Below are 20790 nucleotides of genomic sequence, written 5' to 3' on the forward strand. Positions count from 1 at the left end.
CAAGGACCTGGCGGTCCGGGCATCGGGCCGCCAACAGCGTATTTCTGGAAGTTTGTGATGAACCTGAACAGCGACCTGCTCACGCTGCGCTCCGTCTCGAAATCCTACGGCACGGTTCCCGTGCTGCACGACATCGATCTCGCGATCCGCGATGGCGAATTCCTGACCGTGCTCGGGCCGTCCGGTTCGGGCAAGACCACGGTGCTCAGGCTGATCGGCGGCCTCGAGCCGCTGACCTCGGGCGAAATCCGGCTCGACGGCCGCGACATCAGCGGCATGCCGATCAACCGGCGGCCCTTCAACACCGTGTTCCAGGACTACGCGCTGTTCCCGCATCTTACCGTCGCCGGCAATGTCGGTTACGGCCTGTCGGTTCGCCGCGTGCCGCGCCCGGAGATCGCGGAACGCGTCGCCAAGGCACTGGAGCTGGTGCAGCTTGGGCGCTTCGCCGAACGCTTTCCGGCGCAGTTGTCGGGCGGCCAGCGGCAGCGCGTGGCGCTCGCTCGTGCGCTGATCTGTCAGCCACGACTTGTCCTGCTCGACGAACCGCTCGCGGCGCTCGACCTCGAACTGCGCCGGCAGATGCAGGAATTCCTCAAGTCGATCCAGCGTGAGGTCAAGACCACCTTCCTGTTCGTGACCCACGACCAGGAGGAGGCCATCGGCATGGCCGACCGGATCTGCGTGATGGAGGCCGGCCACATCCGCCAACTCGGCGCGCCGCATGACCTCTACTACAAGCCGAACTGCGAGTTCGTGGCGCGTTTCTTCGGCGAGAACAATCTCGTGGCCGGCACGCTCGGCGAGGCGCAGGGCGAATTCCGCGCGATCGAGACGGTGCTCGGCCGGCTCGTCTGTTCGGTCGCCGGCCAGCCGCATCTCAAGACTGCGGCCACCGGCGCCCGCGGCTTCGCCGCGTTCCGCCCCGAAGCACTGCACCTTGCCGGCGACGGCGATGCCGACAATCGTCTTTCCGGCACCGTTGCCGATCTTGCCTTTGCAGGCTCCTCGACGGTAGCCACCATTATGGCTGGCGGCGATGCCGCGCAGCGCCTCAGGTTGCGCTTCCCGAGCCGGGTGGACGGCAGCGCCCTGAGGGTTGGCGACACCGTGGCGCTTTCCTTCGCGCCGCATGAAGGCCACCTGGTGCTGGCATGAGAAGCGCAGGCCTGGCGCGTCCCGTCGCCATCCGCTGGTCGCCGCTGGTCACCGCGCTTGCCTTTGCGCTGCCGGTGGTGTTCGTCCTGATGCCGCTGGCGATCTTCCTCGTCTATAGCTTCTTCAGCGTGGACCAAGGCCAGATCGCCTATGCGCCGACGCTTGCCAACTATGCTCGCTTCTTCACCGACCCGGTCTTCCTCCCGGTGTTCTGGCGCACGATCGTGCTTTGCCTTTCCGTGGCGGCGATCTCGATCCTGCTCGCATATCCGACGGCCTATTTCCTGACCACGCTGCGCGGCCGCTGGCGCTACGCGCTGCTGATGCTGCTGATGGTGCCGCTCTTGATGAGCTACGTGATCAAGATCTACGCGATCCGCAGCATCCTCGGCCTCAATGGTTTTCTCAACAAGGCGCTGGTGGGACTGGGCATCATCGCCGAGCCGTCGACGCTGTTCGTCTTCAACATGAACGCCATCCTGCTTACGCTCACGCTGCTCTTGATCCCGTTCGCGATCCTGCCGATCTTCTTGGCGCTGGAGCGCATACCGCAGGTGCTGCTGCGCGCATCCGACGACCTTGGCGCAAGCAACCTGCAGACTTTCCTGAGGATCACCCTGCCGCTTTCCTTGCCCGGTGTCGCCTCGGCGGCGAGCTTCGTCTTCGTGCTGGCGATCGGCGATTTCCTGACGCCGCAGATGGTCGGCGGGATCAGCGGCTTCACTTTCGGCCGCATCCTCTACAGCCAGTTCGGCACCGCCTTCAACTGGCCCTTCGGCGCCGCGCTCTCGGTGGCGCTGGCCATGGTGGTCATCGCCGCGATCCTTGCCGGCGAGCGGTTCGGGCGCAATCGGGGGGCTTCGTTTTGATCGTCGCGCCGCGCCTGTCCACGATACTTCTCGCCGCTGTCGCCACGTTGGTCGCGGTGCTGCTCTACAGCCCGCTTTTCGTGCCGATCGTGTCGTCCTTCTTTCCGGTGGCGCGCGGCGAGGTCGACTGGTCCTCGCCGACCGTTTCGACCTATGCCGCACTGGCCGGGAACCACGAGATACTCGCGGCCCTGCGCACCACGCTTGTCGTCGGGCTATGCACGGTCGTGCTTGCGGTGGTCAGCGGCACGCTGCTGGCCCTCTATTATCACGGCCGCGGCGCCGGCCGCTCGTTGCTGCAGTTCATCGTCTTCCTGCCGTTCCTGATGCCGCCCATCATCAGCGGCCTGGCGCTGTTGATCTTCTTCCGCGAGATCGGGCTCGAACGCTCGCTGCTGACGGTCGTCATAGGCCATACGGTCTTCGTGCTCGCCATCGTCTACCGCACGGTGCTGACGCGCTTGCAGTCGATGAGCCGCACGCTGGTCGAGGCCTCCTACGACCTAGGCGCGACCAAATGGCAGACTTTCTGGCGCGTCATCCTGCCCAACCTGTCGAGCGCGATGGTCGGCGGCGCCATCCTGGCCTTCGCCCTTTCGTTCGACGAGACCATGATCACCATTCTGGTCACCGGCACCCAGACGACGCTGCCGGTGCGCCTGTGGGCGATGATGCGACTCGGTTTCTCGCCGGATATCAACGCGCTGGTGGCGCTGATCCTGATGTTTACCGTCCTGCTCTGCGCTCTTGCGGCAAGATTCCTCATTCCGAGGCAGGTCGCCACGCAGCGCAGCTGAAACGAGGCCAACCCTGCGCCGGATCACGCCGGGGCAAGCCATGCGAGAGGGGCTGGCTGGGGCGCCAGGAACCGAACCTGGGAATGTCGGTACCAAAAACCGATGCCTTACCACTTGGCGACGCCCCAGCAGGCGGGGCATGCCCGCTGCGCGCGGCCTAATAGGACGAGGCGGGGCAAAGCTCATCGGCATCAGGAGCTCAATCCGCCCACTTGCCGCGCGGCAACGCCTTCGTTACTGCCATCTGATGGCAACGCACAAGCTCATCAACTCCATTTGGCACAATGTCCTCGGTACGATCGCGCCGGCGCTCGCAATCGCGTCCGGCGATATCGTGATCACGGAAACGCTCGACGCTCAGGGCTTCGACAAGAACGGTGCGCGACTGGCTCATGGTCCAAACCCGATGAACGGCCCGATCTTCGTGACCGGAGCTGAACCGGGCGACGCGCTGCGTGTGGACATCCTGCGCATGGACCCGATCCGCCCTTCCGGCTGGACGATCTCGTCGCTGGCTGCGAACGTCGTCGATCCGGAGGCTGCCCGCGGGCTGCCGGCAAGGGATAAAGTCACCTGGCGGATCGATCTGGAATCGCGAACTGCGGTGCTGCAGGAGCCGCCTCAAGGCCTTGAAAGCTTCGTTTTGCCGCTCGAGCCGATGATCGGTTGCTTTGGTGTGGCGCCCTCGTTGGGCCAGGACTTCTCCACCGCAACCAGCGCGGAAAACGGCGGCAACATGGATTACCGCGGGTTTCGGCCCGGCGCGACCGTCTGGTTTCCCGTTGCCGTAGAGGGTGCGCTCTTCTTCGCGGGCGATTGTCATGCAGCGCAGGGCGATGGTGAGATCGTCGGAACCGGGATCGAAACCTGCTTTGAAGTCGAGCTACGCTTGACTGTGGAAAAAAGCAGGCGGCTGGTATGGCCTCGCGGTGAGAACGAGACGCACATCTTCTCTGTTGGCAACGCACGCCCGCTTGACCAGGCTCTCCAGCACGCAACCACGGATATGCTGAACTGGTTGACCAGCGACTATGGATTGTCCGCGACGGCCGCATCGCATCTGATGGGACAGGTTGTCCGGTATCACGTCGGAAACGTTTTTGATCCTGCCTACACGATGGTTTGCCTGGTCGAAAAGCGATGGCTTCCGAAACCTGCCGCCATCGGCTGACCAAGCCTCACCGCAATCGCCGCGTGCCCTTCCCAAGATGGGCAACCGATGCGTCTGGAACGGACCGATGACAGTTGGCTGGGGCGCCAGGATTCGAACCTGGGAATGTCGGTACCAAAAACCGATGCCTTACCACTTGGCGACGCCCCAGCAGGCGGGGCATGCCCGCTGCGCGCGGCCTTATAGGACGAGGCGGAGCAAAGCTCAATGCCGGGAGATCAACTAAAATCGGCAGCGATAAGGGCCGCCATTCCCCGGCCGGTTCGTCGTCCCGATCGCCGGGGATGGATCGCAAGCCCCACGCGGCCGCGCGGCTCGCGCTTGTGCCGGCCGTGAGCAGGTCAGCTCAGGCTTCCGGGACCTGGGCCACGCGCGCGCGGCAATCCTCCAGGACGGCCGCGAGCGTATCCTCGAAGGAATGCCCGGGCGCCCAGCCAAGCAGGGTCCGGGCGTGGGTCGCATCGCCGACGATGCATGGCAGGTCGCTCGGTCGCAGCCGCAGGGGATCCTGCTCCGTGGCTATCTTGACGCTGCTCCAGGCCAGCAGCCGATCGAGAATGTCTCCCATCCGCCAGGACACGCCGGATGCGACATTGAAGATGGTGTTCGGGGCGAGGTCGCGGCTGTTCAGCACCGCGCGCGCATAGGCGTCGGCGATGTCGCGCGCATCCAGGAAATCGCGCCGCGCATCGAGATTGCCGACGCGGATAACCGGCGGAGCCAGGCCTGCTTCGATCCGTGCAATCTGCATGGCGAAAGCCGGCACGGCAAATGCCTCGGTCTGACCCGGACCGGTATGGTTGAAGGGGCGCATCCGGACACACTTCAACCCCTGGCGTGAAAGCGCGCCGAGCGCGAGATCGGCCGCGGCTTTGGTCACGGCGTAGTCGTCGATCGGAGCAAGAAGCGTGCTTTCGTCGAGCGGCCGCCCGGTCCTGGCGCTCTCGCCATAGACCAGGCCCGACCCGACATGAACCAGCCAGCAGCCCGGAGCCTTGTCGATTATGGCATTGGCCACGTTGAGCGCGCCGCCCACATGAATGCGCCAGGTGTTGCGGGGATCGGCCTGGGCGGCGCCCAGGGCCGCGACCGCCGCCAGGTGAATGACATGGCTGGGCCGGTGACGGACAATGGCATCCTGGACGGCGGCCGGGTCCGTCACGTCCAGCTCTTCGACCTGGCCGAAGGCGGGATGCGGACCGCCATCTTTGGAGGTCGCGGCAACGGCAACGCCATCGCCGCAAACGCAGCGCAGCGCGTCGCGCACATAGGGGCCGACGAACCCGTTGGCACCGGTTATCAAAACGCGCATGCCGGCCGCTTCCTTCAACGCCTGGCGGCGAAGTGGCGCGCCAGATCTGCGTCCACCATTTCGCGGATCATCTCTTCCAGGGAGATCGTCGCTTCCCATCCAAGCTTCGCCTTTGCCTTGGCCGGATTGCCGAGCAGGATTTCGACTTCCGCCGGCCTGAACAGGTCGGGATCGATGACGAGATGGTCGTCCATGTTCAGCCCGACATGCTCGAACGCGATCCTGCACATGTCGCGCACCGTCGTCGTCCTGCCGGTGGCGACCACATAGTCATCGGGCTGGTCCTGCTGCAGCATCAGCCACATGGCGCGGACACAGTCTCTGGAGTGGCCCCAGTCGCGCCTGGCGTCGATGTTGCCCAGGCGCAGTTCCCTTGCCAGGCCCTTCTTGATGCGCGCGACGGTGTCGGTGACTTTGCGTGTCACGAATTCGATGCCGCGAAGCGGCGATTCGTGATTGAACAGGATGCCGCTCGAAGCGTGCAGGCCGAAGCTTTCGCGATAGTTGACGGTGATCCAGTGGCCGTAGACCTTCGCCACCGCATAGGGGGAGCGGGGATGGAAAGGCGTGGTCTCAGACTGCACCGGCTCCTGGATAAGGCCGTACATCTCTGAAGACGAAGCCTGATAGAAACGCGCCTCGGGGATTTCGAGACGCAGCGCCTCGAGAACATTCGTGACGCCGATGCCGGTGACGTTGCCCGTCAGGATCGGCTGCTGCCATGAGGATTTGACGAAAGACTGAGCGGCAAGGTTGTAGACCTCGTCCGGTCTTACGTCGCGCATGGTCCGGATCAGGCCCGACAGGTCCGTGAGATCGCCGTCCACGATCCGCACGTCGTTCTCGATGCCCAGCCATTTCAGCCGCGCGGTGTTGACGGCCGTGCTCGACCGTCGCGCCAGTCCGTGGACGCTATAACCCTTCGAAAGCAGGAGTTGGGCCAGATAGGCGCCGTCCTGCCCCGTAATGCCGGTTATCAATGCTGTCCTTGTCATGGATGCTTTCTGGGATAGAGCGAGTGCGGGTGCGCGAGCCCCTTGTTATTAACCAGCCGCGCTTCAGGCCTGCGGCAACCGCCGGCGTCACTTTCGTTACACGGCCTCTGGTTCACCCGCCAGTGTGGTGTCCCGCGCCCGTTCCAGCGCCATTGCCACAATTTCGGTCGCCTTGTCGGCGCTGGCGGCCTCGGCATAGCAACGAATTTCCGGGGCGTTGCCGGAAGGCCTCAAATGGATGATCTCGCCGCTGGTCATCCGTGCCCTGAGACCGTCGGTCTCATCGACATCCGCGACGGTGCCGAAGGGGGCAAGGAATTGCCGCAACGCATCGCGGTCGGCGAGCTTGCGCATCAAGCCGCGCGATGCCTCGACAGGGAAATTCTGGAGCCGTTCGCTGGCGCAGACCGGAAGGTTCCAGGTTTTGCGCAGGCCCGACAGCGATTTGCCCGTCGATCCCGCCGTGCCCAGAACCGCAAGGATGGGCAAGAACGAATCCCGCGTCGGCAGCGCCGACAAGGTCCTGCCGTTCACCAGGCAGTCCGAGCCCAGGAGAACCCCGCCATTGGCTTCGAAACCGACGACGATGCCGCCGGTCGATTGCGCGGCCTCCATGCCCGCTATGACGAAGGGCGATCCAACCTTCGTTCTCACCACTTCGAAGCCGAAAGCGTGTGAAATGCCCGAATTGGACGTTACGGGCGTCACCACCATGTCGGCCTTGAGGAAGAGCGCCGTCGCCAGCCCGATCAGGTCGCCGCGGAACAGCTCGCCCTCGTCGTCGATGACGAGAGGACGGTCGGCATCGGCGTCGGCGGAAAGCACGGCGTCGAATTTGAATTCGCGCACCCAGTCCTTCACCTTCGCCATCGTTTCCGGGCCGACGGCCTCCGTGTCGACAGGCACGAAAACGTCCGTTTTCCCGATCGGCATCACGTCGGCGCCAAAGGATCTCAGGACCTCGACCAGCAACTCGCCCGCGACGGTGCTGTGCTGGTAGACGCCGAGCCTCATGCCCGAAAGGGCGCCAGGGGCGAGAATGCCGCCAACCCGGTCTCGAAAGGCCGCGAGCGCCTGTTCATGGCCGCTTTGCCAGTCCGCATGGGCCGGCGGCCAGGGATAGTGGTCCGACAACTCGGCGACCGCCTGCGTGATTGCGGCCTCGTCCGCCTTGTCGATCTCGCCCTTCGGCCCATAGAACTTGATGCCGTTGCGGTCGGCGGGAATGTGCGATCCGGTCACCATCAGCGCCGCGGCACCGTGCAGGAGGGCAAAATAGGCAAGCGCGGGCGTTGGGATGGGGCCGCAATGGACCGGCTGGAAGCCGCTTGCGGCCAGCGCCGCCATGCAGTCTTGCGCAATCGCTTGGCTGCTGTCGCGCAGGTCACGCCCGACGAAGACCTTGCCCTGCTGAAATCCGGTCGACCGCAAGCGCCGGGCGAAACCCTCGGTATAAAGTCCGCTTGGCCTTCCAACCAATTCGCTAGCCAAACCCCGAACGCCGCTTGAGCCGAATTTCATCAGTCTGCTTTGCTGTTGGAAGATTGCCGCCGCTCATTGGAATGAGCCCGGCTGCCCCCCGGCTGTCAACAGCAAAAACAACTCGAAATCCCGTGTCTTTCCTAATGTCCCCAAACGGCCAGTTCGTTGCCGGCCGGATCGGTGAAGTGGAACCGCCTGCCGCCTGGGAAGGAAAAGATCGGCTTGACGATGGCGCCGCCGGCATTCTCGCCCGCGTCCAGCGTTTCCTCAAGGTTTTCGGAATAGAGCACGGGCAATGGCTTGGCCGGGGCTTCGCCGGCGTCTGTCTGGAAGCCGCCGTCGAGCCCTTCGGCAAAGGCGGCATAGGTCGGGCCGTAGTCGGTGAACGACCATGAAAAAGCGGCGCTGTAGAAGGACTTGACGCTGTCCAGCGTGCCGCCCGTCGCCGGCAGTTCGAGATAGTCGAGTTTTCCGTTGAGTTTCATCACGCTACTCCAATATGTTCCTGTTATGTTCTATATCGCGCCGGACCCCTCCGGCAAGTCTTTTTGACGCAGCTTTTGCTTAATCGATTGTAGTTTCGGCGACGATCAGGCCAGTGCCTTGCCTTTCGCACTGCAGCATCCTATCGCTCGGGTCGGGGAAGGCGGGGAACCGGGCCATCGTCCGGGGTGTTCTATCTTCCACGAACTGGAGGGCTAGCATGACCAAGTGGGTTTACACCTTCGGCGACGGTGCCGCCGAAGGCCGTGCCGGTGACCGCAATCTTCTCGGCGGCAAGGGTGCCAATCTGGCCGAGATGTGCAGCCTCGGGCTGCCGGTGCCGCCCGGTTTCACCATCACCACCGAAGTCTGTAACGCCTATTACGCCAACGGCCGCACCTATCCCGCCGGGCTCGAGGCGGATGTCGTCTCCGCCCTCGATCATATCGGCCGCATCACCGGCCGCCGTTTCGGCGATCCGTCGAAGCTGCTCCTGGTCTCCGTGCGCTCCGGTGCCCGCGCCTCCATGCCCGGCATGATGGACACGGTGCTCAATCTCGGCCTCAACGACGAGACGGTCGAGGCCTTGGCCGCCGATTCTGGCGATGCGCGTTTTGCCTACGACAGCTACCGCCGCTTCATCCAGATGTATTCCGACGTCGTGATGGGCCTCGACCATGAGGTGTTCGAGGAAATCCTCGAGGACCAGAAGGCGAGCCTCGGCCACGAGCTCGACACCGGGCTTTCGGCCCAGGAATGGCAGAGCGTGATTTCGCTCTACAAGGCCAAGGTCGAGGAAGAGCTCGGCAAGCCTTTCCCCCAGGATCCGCGGGAGCAGCTGTGGGGCGCGATCGGCGCCGTGTTCTCGAGCTGGATGAACAACCGCGCCATCACCTACCGGCGCCTGCACGACATCCCGGAAAGTTGGGGCACGGCCGTCAACGTCCAGGCCATGGTGTTCGGCAATATGGGCGAGACATCCGCGACCGGCGTCGCCTTCACCCGCAATCCCTCGACCGGCGACAGGCAGCTTTACGGCGAGTTCTTGGTCAACGCCCAGGGCGAGGACGTGGTGGCCGGCATTCGCACGCCGCAGAACATCACCGAGGCGGCGCGCATCGCCGCCGGTTCCGACAAGCCGTCGCTGCAGAAGCTCATGCCCGACGCCTTCCAGGCTTTCGTCGACATCTCCGACCGCTTGGAAAAGCACTACCGCGACATGCAGGACCTCGAATTCACCATCGAGCGCGGTAAATTGTGGATGCTGCAGACCCGCTCTGGAAAGCGCACCGCCAAGGCGGCGCTGAAGATCGCCGTGGACATGGCGAAGGACGGGCTGATCACCAAGGAGGAGGCCGTCGCCCGCATCGATCCCGCCTCGCTCGATCAACTGCTCCATCCGACCATCGACCCGAAGGCTGCGCGCGATGTCATCGGCATGGGCCTGCCGGCGTCGCCGGGTGCGGCCACCGGCGAGATCGTCTTTTCGTCCGCCGATGCCGAGGACGCCAGGGCGCAAGGGCGTAAAGTCATCCTGGTGCGCATCGAGACCAGCCCCGAAGACATCCACGGCATGCATGCCGCCGAAGGCATCCTCACCACGCGCGGCGGCATGACCAGTCATGCCGCGGTGGTGGCGCGCGGCATGGGCAAGCCCTGCGTGTCGGGCGCCGGCTCGCTGCGCGTCGACTACAAGGCCGGCACGCTGCTCTCGATGGGCCAGACCTTCCGCAAGGGCGACACCATCACCATCGACGGCGGCAACGGCCAGGTGCTAAAAGGCGCTGTAGCCATGCTGCAGCCGGAGCTGTCGGGCGATTTCGCCGCCATCATGGAATGGGCCGATGCGGCGCGCCGCATGAAGGTGCGTACCAATGCGGAAACGCCGCTCGACGCGCGCATGGCCCGCTCCTTCGGCGCCGAGGGCATCGGGCTGTGCCGCACCGAGCACATGTTCTTCGATGGCGACCGCATCGTCGCCATGCGCGAGATGATCCTGGCCGACACCGAGAAGGACAGGCGAGCGGCGCTGGACAAGCTGCTGCCCATGCAGCGCTCGGACTTCCTCGAACTGTTCGAGATCATGGCCGGCCTGCCGGTGACGATCCGCCTGCTCGACCCGCCGCTGCACGAGTTCCTGCCGAAGACCGAGGCCGAGCTCGCCGAGGTCGCCTCGGCCATGAACGTGTCGGCCGACAAGCTGAGGCAGCGCACGGAGGCGCTGCACGAATTCAACCCGATGCTCGGCCATCGCGGCTGCCGGCTCGCCGTCTCCTATCCGGAGATCGCCGAGATGCAGGCACGCGCCATCTTCGAGGCGGCGGTCGAGGCCGGCCACAAGGCCGGAGCGCTGGTGGTGCCGGAGATCATGGTGCCGCTGGTCGGCCTCGTGAAGGAGCTGCAATACGTCAAGGCGCGCATCGATGCGGTCGCGCAGAGCGTCATGCAGGAGACCGGCACCAAGATCGACTACCTGACCGGTACGATGATCGAACTGCCGCGCGCAGCGATCCGCGCCCATGTCATTGCCGAAGCGGCCGAATTCTTCTCCTTCGGCACCAATGATCTCACGCAGACGACTTTTGGTATCTCTCGCGATGATGCCGCGTCCTTCCTCGAAACATACCGGCAGAAGGGCATCATCGAGCAGGATCCGTTCGTGTCGCTCGACATCGACGGCGTCGGCGAGCTGGTGCGGATCGCGGCAGAAAAAGGCAGGGCGACGCGGCCCGGCATCAAGCTCGGCATCTGCGGCGAGCATGGCGGCGATCCGGCCTCGATCCGTTTCTGCGAGGAGGTCGGCCTCGATTACGTGTCGTGCTCGCCCTACCGGGTGCCGATCGCCAGGCTGGCGGCCGCGCAGGCTGCCGTGGCGGCGGCGAAGAGCGCTGCAAAACGCGGTTCCTAATGCATGTCGCCCAGAAGTGCGCAGCGGTTCCGGGACAACGACATGCATCAAAACAAAGAGCATGTCGCCCAGAAGTGCGCAGCGGTTCTGGGACATGCATCAAAACAAAGACTTGAAGCGCACCGCCTGAATCCGTTTCGGGGCGGCGCGCTTTAAGGGCATTCCTTACGATTTTGTATGCAATGTCACGCGAACGTGCGTGTGACGGCCCTGAATCTCGACACCGTTTCAAGGCACATTCCGACACTGAATTTATTGGTGCGCGGTTCGCCGCTCGGGCGGGAACGCGAGCTGCCGCCCGTCGGCCGCCTCGAGGCTCTTGGTGGCTCGCAAGAGTCGTTGTGGCCCAGGGCCTGATCGTCCTGTATATGAGATCACCTTGAAATACGCGTGATGGTCCCGCATGTCGATGTCCCAGCCCAGCTCCCTGGAGTCCGATCCGTCCGGAGCCCGGTCAAGGATGTTGCCGGTTGGCCCCGTCCGCTCGATCCTGATCCTGCAAACGAAGTACATCGGCGATCTCATTCTTGCCTCCGCGCTGGCGAAGAATCTCCAGATCGCATATCCCGGCGCCAAGGTTGTCTTCCTTTGCGAGACCCGTTTCGGAAGCTTCCTGACCGCACACGGGATCGCGTCTGAGACCGTTACTTTCAGGCGTGGCAGTGCGCGCGGCACTATATTGCAGCGCGGCCTGGAACTCTGGCGAGTAATCCGCAATCTACGCCGGTTCGGCTTCGATATGACCATTGACCTGACCGATTCAAGAACGTCGCATTTCATCGCCATGGTCGTCAATGCGAAGACCCGGGTCGGCTACTATCCGTCGGAACACCCATTGCGTCGTTTCGAGCGCCAATCCATCAATGTCCAGGCAAAGCCGTTCGGCTACGGCGAGAGGCATTTTCTCTATCGCTATCTTTCGCCGCTGGAGGCGCTTGGCGTGGATCTGCGTGTGAAGGCTCCCTCAATCCAGCCGCTGCCGCTGGAAACGGCGCGGGCCCTGGCCTTGCTGGACAACTCCGGTCTTCGGCGCAAAGCCTTCATGGTGGTGCATGCCGGTGCGAGCTTCCCGGGGCGCCGGTGGCTGCCCGAGCGCTTCGCCGCGGCCATCGACACGATATCGACCGAAACCGGTCTCTCCGTCGTTCTGGTTGGCGGTCCCGATGAGGCCGAGGCGAACGACCAGATCATGGCCATGGTCAGCACGCCGGTCGTCAATCTGGTAGGGGCGCTATCGCTGGAAACGTTGCTGGCGCTGCTCCAGGAGGCACGGCTGTTTCTCGGCAACGAAAGCGGCCCGATGCACATGGCGGCGGCAACCGGCACGCCGGTGGTCGGTCTGTTTGGTCTGACCAACCCGATCCGGTGGGGGCCGGTCGGTGCGCCCAGCATTTCGATGCGACCATCCATGCCTTGCGACTGCGTGGGCGGCGACCTGTGTCACCGGACCGATCCGAGCAAGGCATGCTGCGTCTGGCGCGTCGAAGTGGCCTCGGTCGTCGATGCCGTGCGCGAGCTTCTGTCGCGGACAGAGGTGGCCCTCAACAGCACGGTTTGATATTGCGGGAAAATTCCGCGTTTGCGGGTTGGGCATCCTGATTTTCGCCTTGATGCCGGTCGCCTTTGGGCGCGGTTTTCATGTGGCAAAACGTTCGATATGAAGGACTTGAAATAAGGAATGCGCGTGTTTCGAAACTCTCTTTGCGCGATGGCGCTGTCGGTGTTCACCGCGTCGGCGGGCAATGCCACTGCCTTGCTCGAACCGAAGCTTCATGTGAAGCCGCAGGGCGTCGAGGGCGGCGGCGGGCGCGTCGCCCTGACGCTCGATGCCTGCGGCGGAAAGACCGACACGAGGATACTCTCGGCGCTCGTCGACAACAGGATACCGGCGACTATCTTCGTCACCGGCATCTGGCTGAAGCGCAATGCCGAAGCCGTCGAGATCATGCGGGCGCATCCCGATCTGTTCGAACTGGAAAACCACGGCGGCCGCCACATTCCGGCGGTCGATACGCCGCAGAAGATCTATGGCATCCGCAGCGCCGGCAGTCCGGACGCCGTGCAGGCCGAGGTTGAATCCGGCGCTGCCGCTCTGGCCGGCGCAGGCGGGCCGGCGCCGAAATGGTTTCGCGGCGCAACCGCCGAATACAGCCCCTCGGCGATCGCCATGATCCGCAGGCTGGGCTTCAAGGTCGCCGGCTTCTCGGTCAACGGCGACGGCGGCTCGCTGCTCGGCGCGAAGGAAACGGCGCGCCGCATCGGCGCCGCCAAGGACGGCGACGTCATCATCGCCCACATCAACCAGCCGACCCATGCGGCCGGCGAGGGCGTGGTCCAGGGGCTGCTCGCCTTGAAGCAGAAGGGCATGACCTTCGTGCGCCTCGACGATGCCGTAGGCAATGACGGCACGACGGACTGAGGGGCGGTGCGAGGGGTCGTAGCCTCGTCATTCCAGGGCGGAGCAGGAGCGCAGCTCCGTCGCGAAGACCCTGGAATCCGTTCCGTTACCTTAATCATAGGGCGCAGCGGAGCAGAATTCCGGACCATGGCGTGGCTTCGAAGTCACGGAATGGATTCTATGGTCTTCGCCGCGTCGCTTCGCTCCTTGCTTCGCCATAGAATGACGACGGAAAGGCGTTTCGGCCGATCTCAAACGTCTGTGATAATCCAGCCTGTCGCTCAACCGGGCGTGGCTTCGACCGTCACCTTGTTCGTGTAGAACGCGCCGTGATTGCGGATCTCGACCATTTCGTCGAACGGATGCTCATAAGCCCACATCGCATTCTTGCCGGCTTCGCCGGCCGGCTGGACGCTCCAGTAGCTGGCATCGCCTTTGTATGGGCAATGTGTCGAATGGTCGGTCGGGGCGAGCTTGCCGAAATCGATATCGTCGAACGGGATGTAGAAAACGGCCGGGTAAGGTGGCTCCGAGAGAATCTTTGCCGCAGTCGATGTGGCGATGATCCTGTCGCCAGCGCGGACAGTGACGGTGCCGCGATAAGATTCGACCGTGATCACCTTGTCGGGATTGCGTTGAAAGCCGGGGGCTGGATTGGCAAGCTTGTCCATGAATGGTCTCCTTGGGGGAGACTTACATGTGTCGAGCACCCGCCTCGTGCAAGCTTGCGCCGCGCAAGGCGCCATCACCATTCATTGAACGTCTGTCGCCCCGGGCGAGTCGGCGTCAGGCGGCCGTCTTGAAGGCATCCATGAGGCCGGCATAGGCGGCGGCAATGCCCGCCACCGGATTGGTGCTCCTCGCCGCGGTCTCGACCTTTAGCGCGCCTCCGCTGGCCGGCAGCGTGAGCAGCAGGAACTGACGATTGTCGGCATTGCCGATGCAGGCCGCGGCGACATGCTCGCCCTCGGCGCCGTTTTCGACGCGCATCTTGAACAGTAACGTTCCGCCGACGGCCTCCAGCGCGCCGCCGACGACTTCGGCAAATTCATCATCGGAAACAATTTTGGTGTCCGGCGTCAGATCGTCCAGACTTTCGGCAAGCGTGCTTTCGAGGGCTTTATCGTCGAGCTGCGCGTCCATGCGAACCACTCCATTCGCCAATCTCACCCAGCCCGTTAATGAAACTTAACGGCGACGATGGCCGGATTATGGCGGTTTTTCCGGTTCTTCGATCCATCCACGGGCTTCGACTTATGGCGGCTGGACAAACCGCCGGTTCGTTCCACAATGCGTGAAACAAACGACGCGAATGCGCGAAGGGGAGCAACAGATGCTCGGATTGATGCAGGAATGGCCGCTGCTTTGCCACAAGCTGATCGACCATGCCGAACGCCAGCACGGCAGCCGGGAGGTCGTGTCGCGTTCGATCGAAGGCCCGATCGTGCGCACCACCTTTGCCGAAATCCATCACCGGGCGCTCAAGGTCGCGCAGCGGCTGGATCGTGACGGCTTCAGGCTTGGCGACCGCATCGCGACCCTTGCCTGGAACACGGCTCGCCATATCGAGGCCTGGTACGGCATCATGGGCATCGGCGCGATCTATCATACGCTCAACCCGAGGCTGTTTCCCGAGCAGATCGCCTGGATCATGAACAATGCCGAGGACAAGGCGATCTTCGTCGATTTGACCTTCGTGCCGCTCCTGGAAAAGATCGCCGGTGCGGTCCGGTCGCTGAGAAAGGTGATCGTGCTGACCGACCGGGCGCATATGCCGCAAACCTCGCTGGCAAATGCCGTCGCCTATGAAGAATGGCTGGCCGAGGCCGACGGCGCCTTCGCCTGGAAGACCTTCGACGAGAACACCGCAGCCGGCATGTGCTACACCTCGGGCACGACGGGCGACCCGAAGGGCGTGCTCTACAGCCACCGCTCCAATGTTCTCCACGCCATGATGGCCGCCATGCCTGACGCCATGGGCATATCCACCCGGGATGTGATCCTGCCTGTCGTACCGATGTTCCACGCCAATGCCTGGGGTCTCGGCCAGAGCGGGCCGATGATCGGCGCCAAGCTGGTGATGCCCGGCTGCAGGATGGACGGCGCTTCGATCTATGAATTGCTCGACACCGAAAAGGTGACGTTCAGCGCCGCCGTGCCGACCGTGTGGATGATGCTGCTGCAATATCTGGAGGAGACCGGCAAGAAGCTGCCCTACCTGAAGAAGGTCGTCATCGGCGGGGCGTCCTGTCCGCGCGCCATCACCGCGAAGTTCCAGGAAAATTACGATGTGCAGGTGGTGCATGCCTGGGGCATGACCGAAATGTCGCCGCTGGGCACGCTCTGCACCCTGAAGCCTCAATATGAGACGCTGACCGGCGAGGCGCGGCTCGATGTCCAGGGCAAGCAGGGTTTTCCGCCCTTCGGCGTCGAAATGAAAGTGACCGACGACGACGACAACGCGCTGCCCTGGGACGGCAAGACCTTCGGACATCTCAAGGTGCGCGGCCCCGCGGTGGCGCGCGCCTATTATGGCGGCGCCGGCGCCGAGCAGTTCGATGCCGATGGCTGGTTCGACACCGGCGATGTCGCCCATATCGACGCCAGCGGCTACATGCAGATCACCGATCGCGCCAAGGACGTCATCAAATCGGGCGGCGAATGGATATCGACCATCGATCTCGAGAATCTCGCTGTCGGCCATCCGGACGTGGCTGAGGCGGCGGCCATCGGCATCCCGCATTCGAAATGGGGTGAGCGGCCCTTGCTCGTCGTCGTGAGCAAGCCCGGCAGGCAGCCGAGCAAGGGCGACATCCTCACCTTCATGAGCGGCAAGGTGGCGAAGTGGTGGATGCCCGACGACGTGGCCTTCGTCGGCGAAATTCCGCACACCGCCACCGGCAAGATCCAGAAGACCAGCTTGCGCGACCAGTTCAAGGATTACCGCCTGCCGACGGATTGACGAAAAATGTTCGATCTTTCGGCTTCAAGCCGGCGCCAAAACCCGCTAACTCTCGACCCGGGTTGGGACGACACGGCAAAGAATGGCATCTATTCCTGAACGGCAGACGTCAAGCGCGGCCGGCTGGTCGCGGCGGATCGGGGCATTTTCCCTCGTCCTTTTGCTCACCGTCATTGCCGCTTACAGGCTGGGTCTCGTCGAGACGCCGCCCTTCCTGTGGGTGCTGGCGCTCGTGGCGCTGCTGGCGGCGCTTGCCCTGTTGCTGGCCGGTCTCGGTTTGTCCAGGGTCTGGAGTTTCGGCGATCGCGGCGGCCGCGATCTCTCGATCGGCGCGCTGCTGGCGCTTCTGGTGCTGGCGCCCTACGGCGTCGCTGTCTACTGGGCGACGATCTATCCGCCGCTGCGCGACATCTCGACCGATCTCGACGATCCGCCGGTGTTGGACACCAGCGATCGCACCGGCGACATGAACGAGCTGTCGCCGCCGACGCCGGGCGAACAAAGCCTGCAGGCCGATGCCTATCCGCTGGTCAGCGGGCGCAGCTACAACCTGCCTTTCGAAACCGTCGTCGACGCTGTCGAAACCGTGCTCGACCGCCGCGATTGGCAGCTGACGGCGCCTTATCCCGACATCAACGGTCAGAGCGAGGCGACGATCAATGCGCTGGCCAAGGGCTTCGTGCTCGGACTGCCGGCCGACGTCGCCATCCGCGTCACCGACGACGGCGAGCAGGTCATCGTCGACATGCGCTCGGCTTCGCGCTATGGCCGCTACGACCTGGGCGACAATGCCGCCCGCATCACGGATTTCCTTGGCGAGCTCGACCAGGAGGTCGCCGGGCAAGTCGGAGCGGCGCCAGCCGAATAGAGCCTACGCAGCGGGCGCGAAAACGCCGTCTATGGCCGGATCGCCGTCCGTGATGATCAAGCCGCGCGCGACCAGATCCTCGATATGGGCAAGCACCGAAAGGCCGGCCGCGCCATGCAGCCGCGGGTCTGTGTCGCGATAGATCGCCGCGACCATTTCCGCGATCGTCCGGTCTCCGGCGCGGATGCGTTCCAGGATCGCCCTTTCGCGCATCTTGCGATGTGTCTTGAGACCGCGCATGAACCTTTGCGGCGCGCTCACAGGTCCGCCATGGCCCGGCAACAGCAAACGATCGTCGCGCGCCAAGAGCTTGTCGAGGGAGCTCATATAGTCGGCCATGGCGCCGTCCGGCGGCGCAACGATCGAGGTCGACCACGCCATGACATGGTCGGCTGAAAACAGGGTTCGGGCTCCTTCGAGGGCAAACACGGCGTGGTTGGCGGTGTGGCCGGGCGTCAGCACGGTGCGGATTGCCCAGCCGTCGCCCTGGGTCAGCGCATTGTCGGCCAGCACGATATCGGGAGCGAAGCCGAGATCGGCGCTGGCGTCGAGCGGATTGACCTCGCCGATGCGCAAAGGCCGCGCCGGCCGATGCGGGCCTTCGGCAAGCGTCGGCGCGCCGGTCAGCTCCTTCAATCGAGCCGCGAGCGGCGAATGGTCGCGATGGGTGTGGCTGACGAAGATGTGGCTGACCGGCCGGTCGCCGATCGCCTTGAGCAGCGTTTCGAGATGGGCGTCGTCTTCCGGGCCCGGGTCGATCACCGCCAGCGTGTCGCGGCCGACGAGATAGCTGTTGGTGCCGTGGAAGGTGAAAGGGCTCGGATTTCTGGCGGTGACGCGCAGCACGTCCGGCGCAACCGCAACCGCCCGGCCATAGGCGGGATCGAAGCTGGTGTCGAATTCAAGGGCCATGCCGGCTAGCTCCGCTGCAATGCGGCAAAGTGATTGCCGCCCGATACGGAAGCCAATATAGGAAAATCAATGCATGTCGCCCAAAACTGCGCAGCGGTTTTGGGAGAACGGCATGCATCAAGACAAATTTTTGAAGCGCATCGCCTCAATCCGCTCTTGCGCGATGCGCTTTAAAGCCGGCAAATCAGCCACCCAGTGAATTAGCCAGAACGGGGAAGACCATGGCAACTGCAACCACGATGCGCCCGCTTGTTTCTCTCACCCTGCCGGATCGGGGCGCTGCCCGGCTCGCGACGCAGCTCTTCCTGGCGCTCGCCGGAACCCTGCTGCTCACGCTTTCGGCCAAGACCAAAGTGGTGCTCGGCCCGGTCGACCTTTCGCTGCAGACGCTCGCTGTGCTGTTGATCGCCTCGGCGTTCGGCCTGCGGCTGGCTGTGGCGACGCTCCTTCTCTACCTCGCCGAAGGCGCTTTCGGCTTGCCGGTCTTCCAGGGCACGCCGGAAAAGGGCATCGGCATCGCCTACATGCTGGGCTCGACGGGCGGCTATCTCGCCGGCTTCGTGGTCATGGCGGCGATCGCCGGCTGGGCGGCCGATCGCGGCTGGGACCGCAATCCGTTCAAGCTGTTCGGCGCCATGCTGACGGCGGAGGTCGTGATGATGGCGATGGGTTTTGCCTGGCTGGCGATCCTCATCGGGCCGGAAAAGTCCTGGCAGTTCGGCGTCCTGCCTTTCATCGTCGGCGACCTGATCAAGGTGGCTCTGGCCGCCAGCCTGGTGCCGGCCGTGTGGGCATTGCTCAAGCGCGGCTGAGAACGATCGACGAGAAAAGGGGCCGGCGGGCGACAGGCGCCCGCCGGCCCTTTTTCATGGCGCGGTCGGATTTCGCTCGAAACCAGCGCATGCCGGATGATAGAAAGTGGTGAACCAGCGTCGGGAAGCAGTCAAAGCCGACATTGACAAGCCAGCGCTCGAAACCTAAGCACGGGCAACTTGGCGTCGAGGCGGGGGCCGCGGTAGTTCAAGGAGAGCTTGTTGAAAGGAATTATCCTTGCGGGTGGCAGCGGAACACGCCTTTATCCGCTTACATTAGCGGTTTCTAAGCAGATACTGCCGATCTACGACAAGCCGATGATCTATTACCCGCTGAGCGTTCTGATGCTCGCGGGAATTCGCCAGATTCTGGTCATTTCAACTCCGCGCGACTTGCCGGTCTTCCAGGCTTTGCTGGGCGACGGTTCCGAATTCGGGCTGGAATTGTCCTATGCCGAGCAGCCGCAGCCCAACGGCCTCGCCGAAGCCTTCATCATCGGCCGTGACTTCATCGGCAAGGACAGCGTGTCGATGATCCTCGGCGACAACATCTATTTCGGCGGCGGCCTGCCGCAGCTCTGCCGCGAGGCTGCGACGCGCGATGGCGGCGCCTCGGTCTTCGCCTACTATGTCGATGATCCCGAGCGTTACGGCGTGGTCTCCTTCGACAAGGTTACCGGCAAGGCTCTGACGATCGAGGAGAAGCCGCAAAAGCCGAAGTCCAACTGGGCCGTGACCGGTCTCTATTTCTACGACAACGATGTGGTCGACATCGCCTCGACGATCCGTCCTTCGGCGCGCGGCGAGCTCGAGATCACCGCGGTCAACAATGTCTATCTCGAACGTGGCGAGTTGCATGTTCACCGCCTCGGCCGCGGCTATGCCTGGCTGGACACCGGCACGCATGACAGCCTGCTCGAGGCATCGTCTTTCGTGCGCACGATCGAGCATCGCCAGGGCATCAAGATCGCGTGCCCTGAGGAGATTGCGCTGGAACAGGACTGGATCAGCGCCGACGAGGTCCTGGAGCGCGCCGCACGGCTCGGCAAGAACGAATATGCAGCCTATCTGCGCCGGCGGGTGGCCGACCTGATGGAGGAACGTGGTGCTTGAGGTCAGGCCGCTCGGCCTCGACGGCGTGCTGGAGATCGTGCCGAAGCGGCATGGCGATGCGCGCGGCTTTTTCAGCGAGACCTGGAATGCCCAACGCTTCGCGGAGGCCGGCATCGATCTCGTCTTCGTTCAGGACAACCATTCCTATTCCGCCGCGGCAGGCGTGCTGCGCGGCCTGCATTACCAGCTGCCGCCGCGCGCGCAAGCCAAGCTGCTGCGCGTCATCCGGGGCAGCCTGCTCGATGTCGTGGTCGACATCCGCAGCACCTCGCCGACCTTCGGCAAATGGGAGGCGCTGGAGATATCGGCCGAGAAGGGCAACCAGATCCTGGTGCCGAAAGGCTTCGCGCACGGCTTCGTCACGCTCGTGCCGGATACCGAGGTGCTCTACAAGGTGACCGACACCTATTCGCCCGAGCATGACCGGTCGATCCGTTTCGACGACCCCGCGATCGGCATCGAATGGCCGGCAATTGCCGCCGGGTTCCAGCTTTCGGACAAGGATCGCAAGGCGCCTCTGCTCGGCGCGGCGGAGGTCTTCGCGTGAGGA

The 20790-nt window shown here is 63.9% G+C and carries 20 protein-coding genes and 2 tRNA genes; 13 read left to right on the forward strand and 9 right to left on the reverse strand.

The features are described from left to right. Nucleotides 1-57: 57 nt before the first annotated feature. Genes AC0YKC_RS01720 through AC0YKC_RS01730 form a run of 3 tightly spaced genes read left to right on the forward strand, consistent with a single transcriptional unit; the run spans nt 58 to nt 2824 of the window. Nucleotides 58-1158 carry an ABC transporter ATP-binding protein gene (locus AC0YKC_RS01720; protein WP_488509491.1) on the forward strand — a complete coding sequence of 367 codons (1101 nt, stop codon included), beginning with the start codon at nt 58-60 and terminating at the stop codon, nt 1156-1158. Continuing rightward, entirely contained in the window at nt 1155-2027 is an 873-nt protein-coding gene (locus AC0YKC_RS01725) for an ABC transporter permease (protein ID WP_488509494.1), read from the forward strand. Before AC0YKC_RS01720 ends, AC0YKC_RS01725 begins: the two co-directional genes overlap by 4 nt. Further along, nucleotides 2024-2824: an ABC transporter permease gene (locus tag AC0YKC_RS01730; RefSeq protein WP_488509496.1), complete on the forward strand. Its 801-nt coding sequence runs from the start codon at nt 2024-2026 to the stop codon at nt 2822-2824. Before AC0YKC_RS01725 ends, AC0YKC_RS01730 begins: the two co-directional genes overlap by 4 nt. Before the next feature lie 53 nt (nt 2825-2877). On the opposite strand, the gene AC0YKC_RS01735 is transcribed toward AC0YKC_RS01730, so the two are convergent. Beyond that, a tRNA-Gln gene (locus AC0YKC_RS01735) sits at nt 2878-2952 on the reverse strand. A 119-nt stretch (nt 2953-3071) separates the two neighbouring features. Between AC0YKC_RS01735 and AC0YKC_RS01740 the strand changes: the two genes are divergently transcribed. Further along, nucleotides 3072-3995 (forward strand): acetamidase/formamidase family protein, encoded by a 924-nt coding sequence (locus AC0YKC_RS01740; RefSeq protein ID WP_488509498.1) that lies wholly within the window; start codon nt 3072-3074, stop codon nt 3993-3995. Between the two features lie 75 nt (nt 3996-4070). Here the strand turns inward: AC0YKC_RS01740 and AC0YKC_RS01745 are convergent. From AC0YKC_RS01745 to AC0YKC_RS01765, 5 genes are all read right to left on the reverse strand, one after another. Beyond that, nucleotides 4071-4145 (reverse strand) — tRNA-Gln (locus AC0YKC_RS01745). Between the two features lie 196 nt (nt 4146-4341). Then, entirely contained in the window at nt 4342-5325 is a 984-nt protein-coding gene (locus AC0YKC_RS01750) for an NAD-dependent epimerase/dehydratase family protein (protein WP_488509500.1), read from the reverse strand. Beyond that, a complete protein-coding gene (gene gmd, locus AC0YKC_RS01755; protein ID WP_488509503.1) occupies nt 5322-6302 on the reverse strand; it encodes a GDP-mannose 4,6-dehydratase in 981 nt (326 codons plus the stop codon). Before gmd ends, AC0YKC_RS01750 begins: the two co-directional genes overlap by 4 nt. 96 nt (nt 6303-6398) lie before the next feature. Next, nucleotides 6399-7823: a phosphomannomutase gene (locus AC0YKC_RS01760; RefSeq protein WP_488509505.1), complete on the reverse strand. Its 1425-nt coding sequence runs from the start codon at nt 7821-7823 to the stop codon at nt 6399-6401. Between the two features lie 101 nt (nt 7824-7924). Then, nucleotides 7925-8269 carry a VOC family protein gene (locus AC0YKC_RS01765; protein ID WP_488509507.1) on the reverse strand — a complete coding sequence of 115 codons (345 nt, stop codon included), beginning with the start codon at nt 8267-8269 and terminating at the stop codon, nt 7925-7927. A gap of 218 nt (nt 8270-8487) precedes the next feature. On the opposite strand from AC0YKC_RS01765, the gene ppdK reads away from it, so the two are divergent. The 3 genes from ppdK to AC0YKC_RS01780 all read left to right on the forward strand — a co-directional run bounded on the left by ppdK (nt 8488) and on the right by AC0YKC_RS01780 (nt 13594). Beyond that, nucleotides 8488-11175, forward strand: coding sequence for a pyruvate, phosphate dikinase (gene ppdK / locus AC0YKC_RS01770; protein ID WP_488509509.1), 2688 nt, complete (start codon nt 8488-8490; stop codon nt 11173-11175). Nucleotides 11176-11635: 460 nt separating this feature from the next. Beyond that, complete coding sequence (locus AC0YKC_RS01775) at nt 11636-12733, forward strand: glycosyltransferase family 9 protein (protein ID WP_488509512.1); 1098 nt, start codon at nt 11636-11638, stop codon at nt 12731-12733. A 150-nt stretch (nt 12734-12883) separates the two neighbouring features. Continuing rightward, nucleotides 12884-13594 (forward strand): polysaccharide deacetylase family protein, encoded by a 711-nt coding sequence (locus AC0YKC_RS01780; protein WP_488509624.1) that lies wholly within the window; start codon nt 12884-12886, stop codon nt 13592-13594. A 260-nt stretch (nt 13595-13854) separates the two neighbouring features. Here AC0YKC_RS01780 and AC0YKC_RS01785 read toward each other — a convergent pair whose 3' ends face one another. Next, nucleotides 13855-14244, reverse strand: a complete 390-nt coding sequence (locus tag AC0YKC_RS01785) for a DUF427 domain-containing protein (protein ID WP_320294812.1) — start codon at nt 14242-14244, stop codon at nt 13855-13857. A gap of 115 nt (nt 14245-14359) precedes the next feature. Beyond that, nucleotides 14360-14716: a hypothetical protein gene (locus AC0YKC_RS01790; protein WP_320294813.1), complete on the reverse strand. Its 357-nt coding sequence runs from the start codon at nt 14714-14716 to the stop codon at nt 14360-14362. A 190-nt stretch (nt 14717-14906) separates the two neighbouring features. Between AC0YKC_RS01790 and AC0YKC_RS01795 the strand changes: the two genes are divergently transcribed. Then, entirely contained in the window at nt 14907-16535 is a 1629-nt protein-coding gene (locus AC0YKC_RS01795; RefSeq protein WP_488509515.1) for a fatty-acid--CoA ligase, read from the forward strand. A gap of 82 nt (nt 16536-16617) precedes the next feature. Further along, nucleotides 16618-17403, forward strand: a complete 786-nt coding sequence (locus AC0YKC_RS01800) for a DUF1499 domain-containing protein (protein WP_488509517.1) — start codon at nt 16618-16620, stop codon at nt 17401-17403. 3 nt (nt 17404-17406) lie between these two features. On the opposite strand, the gene AC0YKC_RS01805 is transcribed toward AC0YKC_RS01800, so the two are convergent. Continuing rightward, a complete protein-coding gene (locus tag AC0YKC_RS01805) occupies nt 17407-18315 on the reverse strand; it encodes an MBL fold metallo-hydrolase (RefSeq protein WP_488509520.1) in 909 nt (302 codons plus the stop codon). A 73-nt stretch (nt 18316-18388) separates the two neighbouring features. Between AC0YKC_RS01805 and AC0YKC_RS01810 the strand changes: the two genes are divergently transcribed. From AC0YKC_RS01810 to rfbC, 4 genes are all read left to right on the forward strand, one after another. Further along, a complete protein-coding gene (locus AC0YKC_RS01810) occupies nt 18389-18514 on the forward strand; it encodes a hypothetical protein (protein ID WP_434721743.1) in 126 nt (41 codons plus the stop codon). Between the two features lie 22 nt (nt 18515-18536). Continuing rightward, nucleotides 18537-19127, forward strand: coding sequence for a biotin transporter BioY (locus tag AC0YKC_RS01815; protein WP_488509522.1), 591 nt, complete (start codon nt 18537-18539; stop codon nt 19125-19127). Between the two features lie 222 nt (nt 19128-19349). After that, entirely contained in the window at nt 19350-20240 is an 891-nt protein-coding gene (rfbA, locus tag AC0YKC_RS01820; protein ID WP_488509525.1) for a glucose-1-phosphate thymidylyltransferase RfbA, read from the forward strand. Beyond that, complete coding sequence (rfbC, locus tag AC0YKC_RS01825; protein ID WP_488509527.1) at nt 20233-20787, forward strand: dTDP-4-dehydrorhamnose 3,5-epimerase; 555 nt, start codon at nt 20233-20235, stop codon at nt 20785-20787. Before rfbA ends, rfbC begins: the two co-directional genes overlap by 8 nt. The last annotated feature ends 3 nt before the right edge of the window (nt 20788-20790 follow it).

The organism is Mesorhizobium sp. CNPSo 4661, assembly GCF_057784215.1.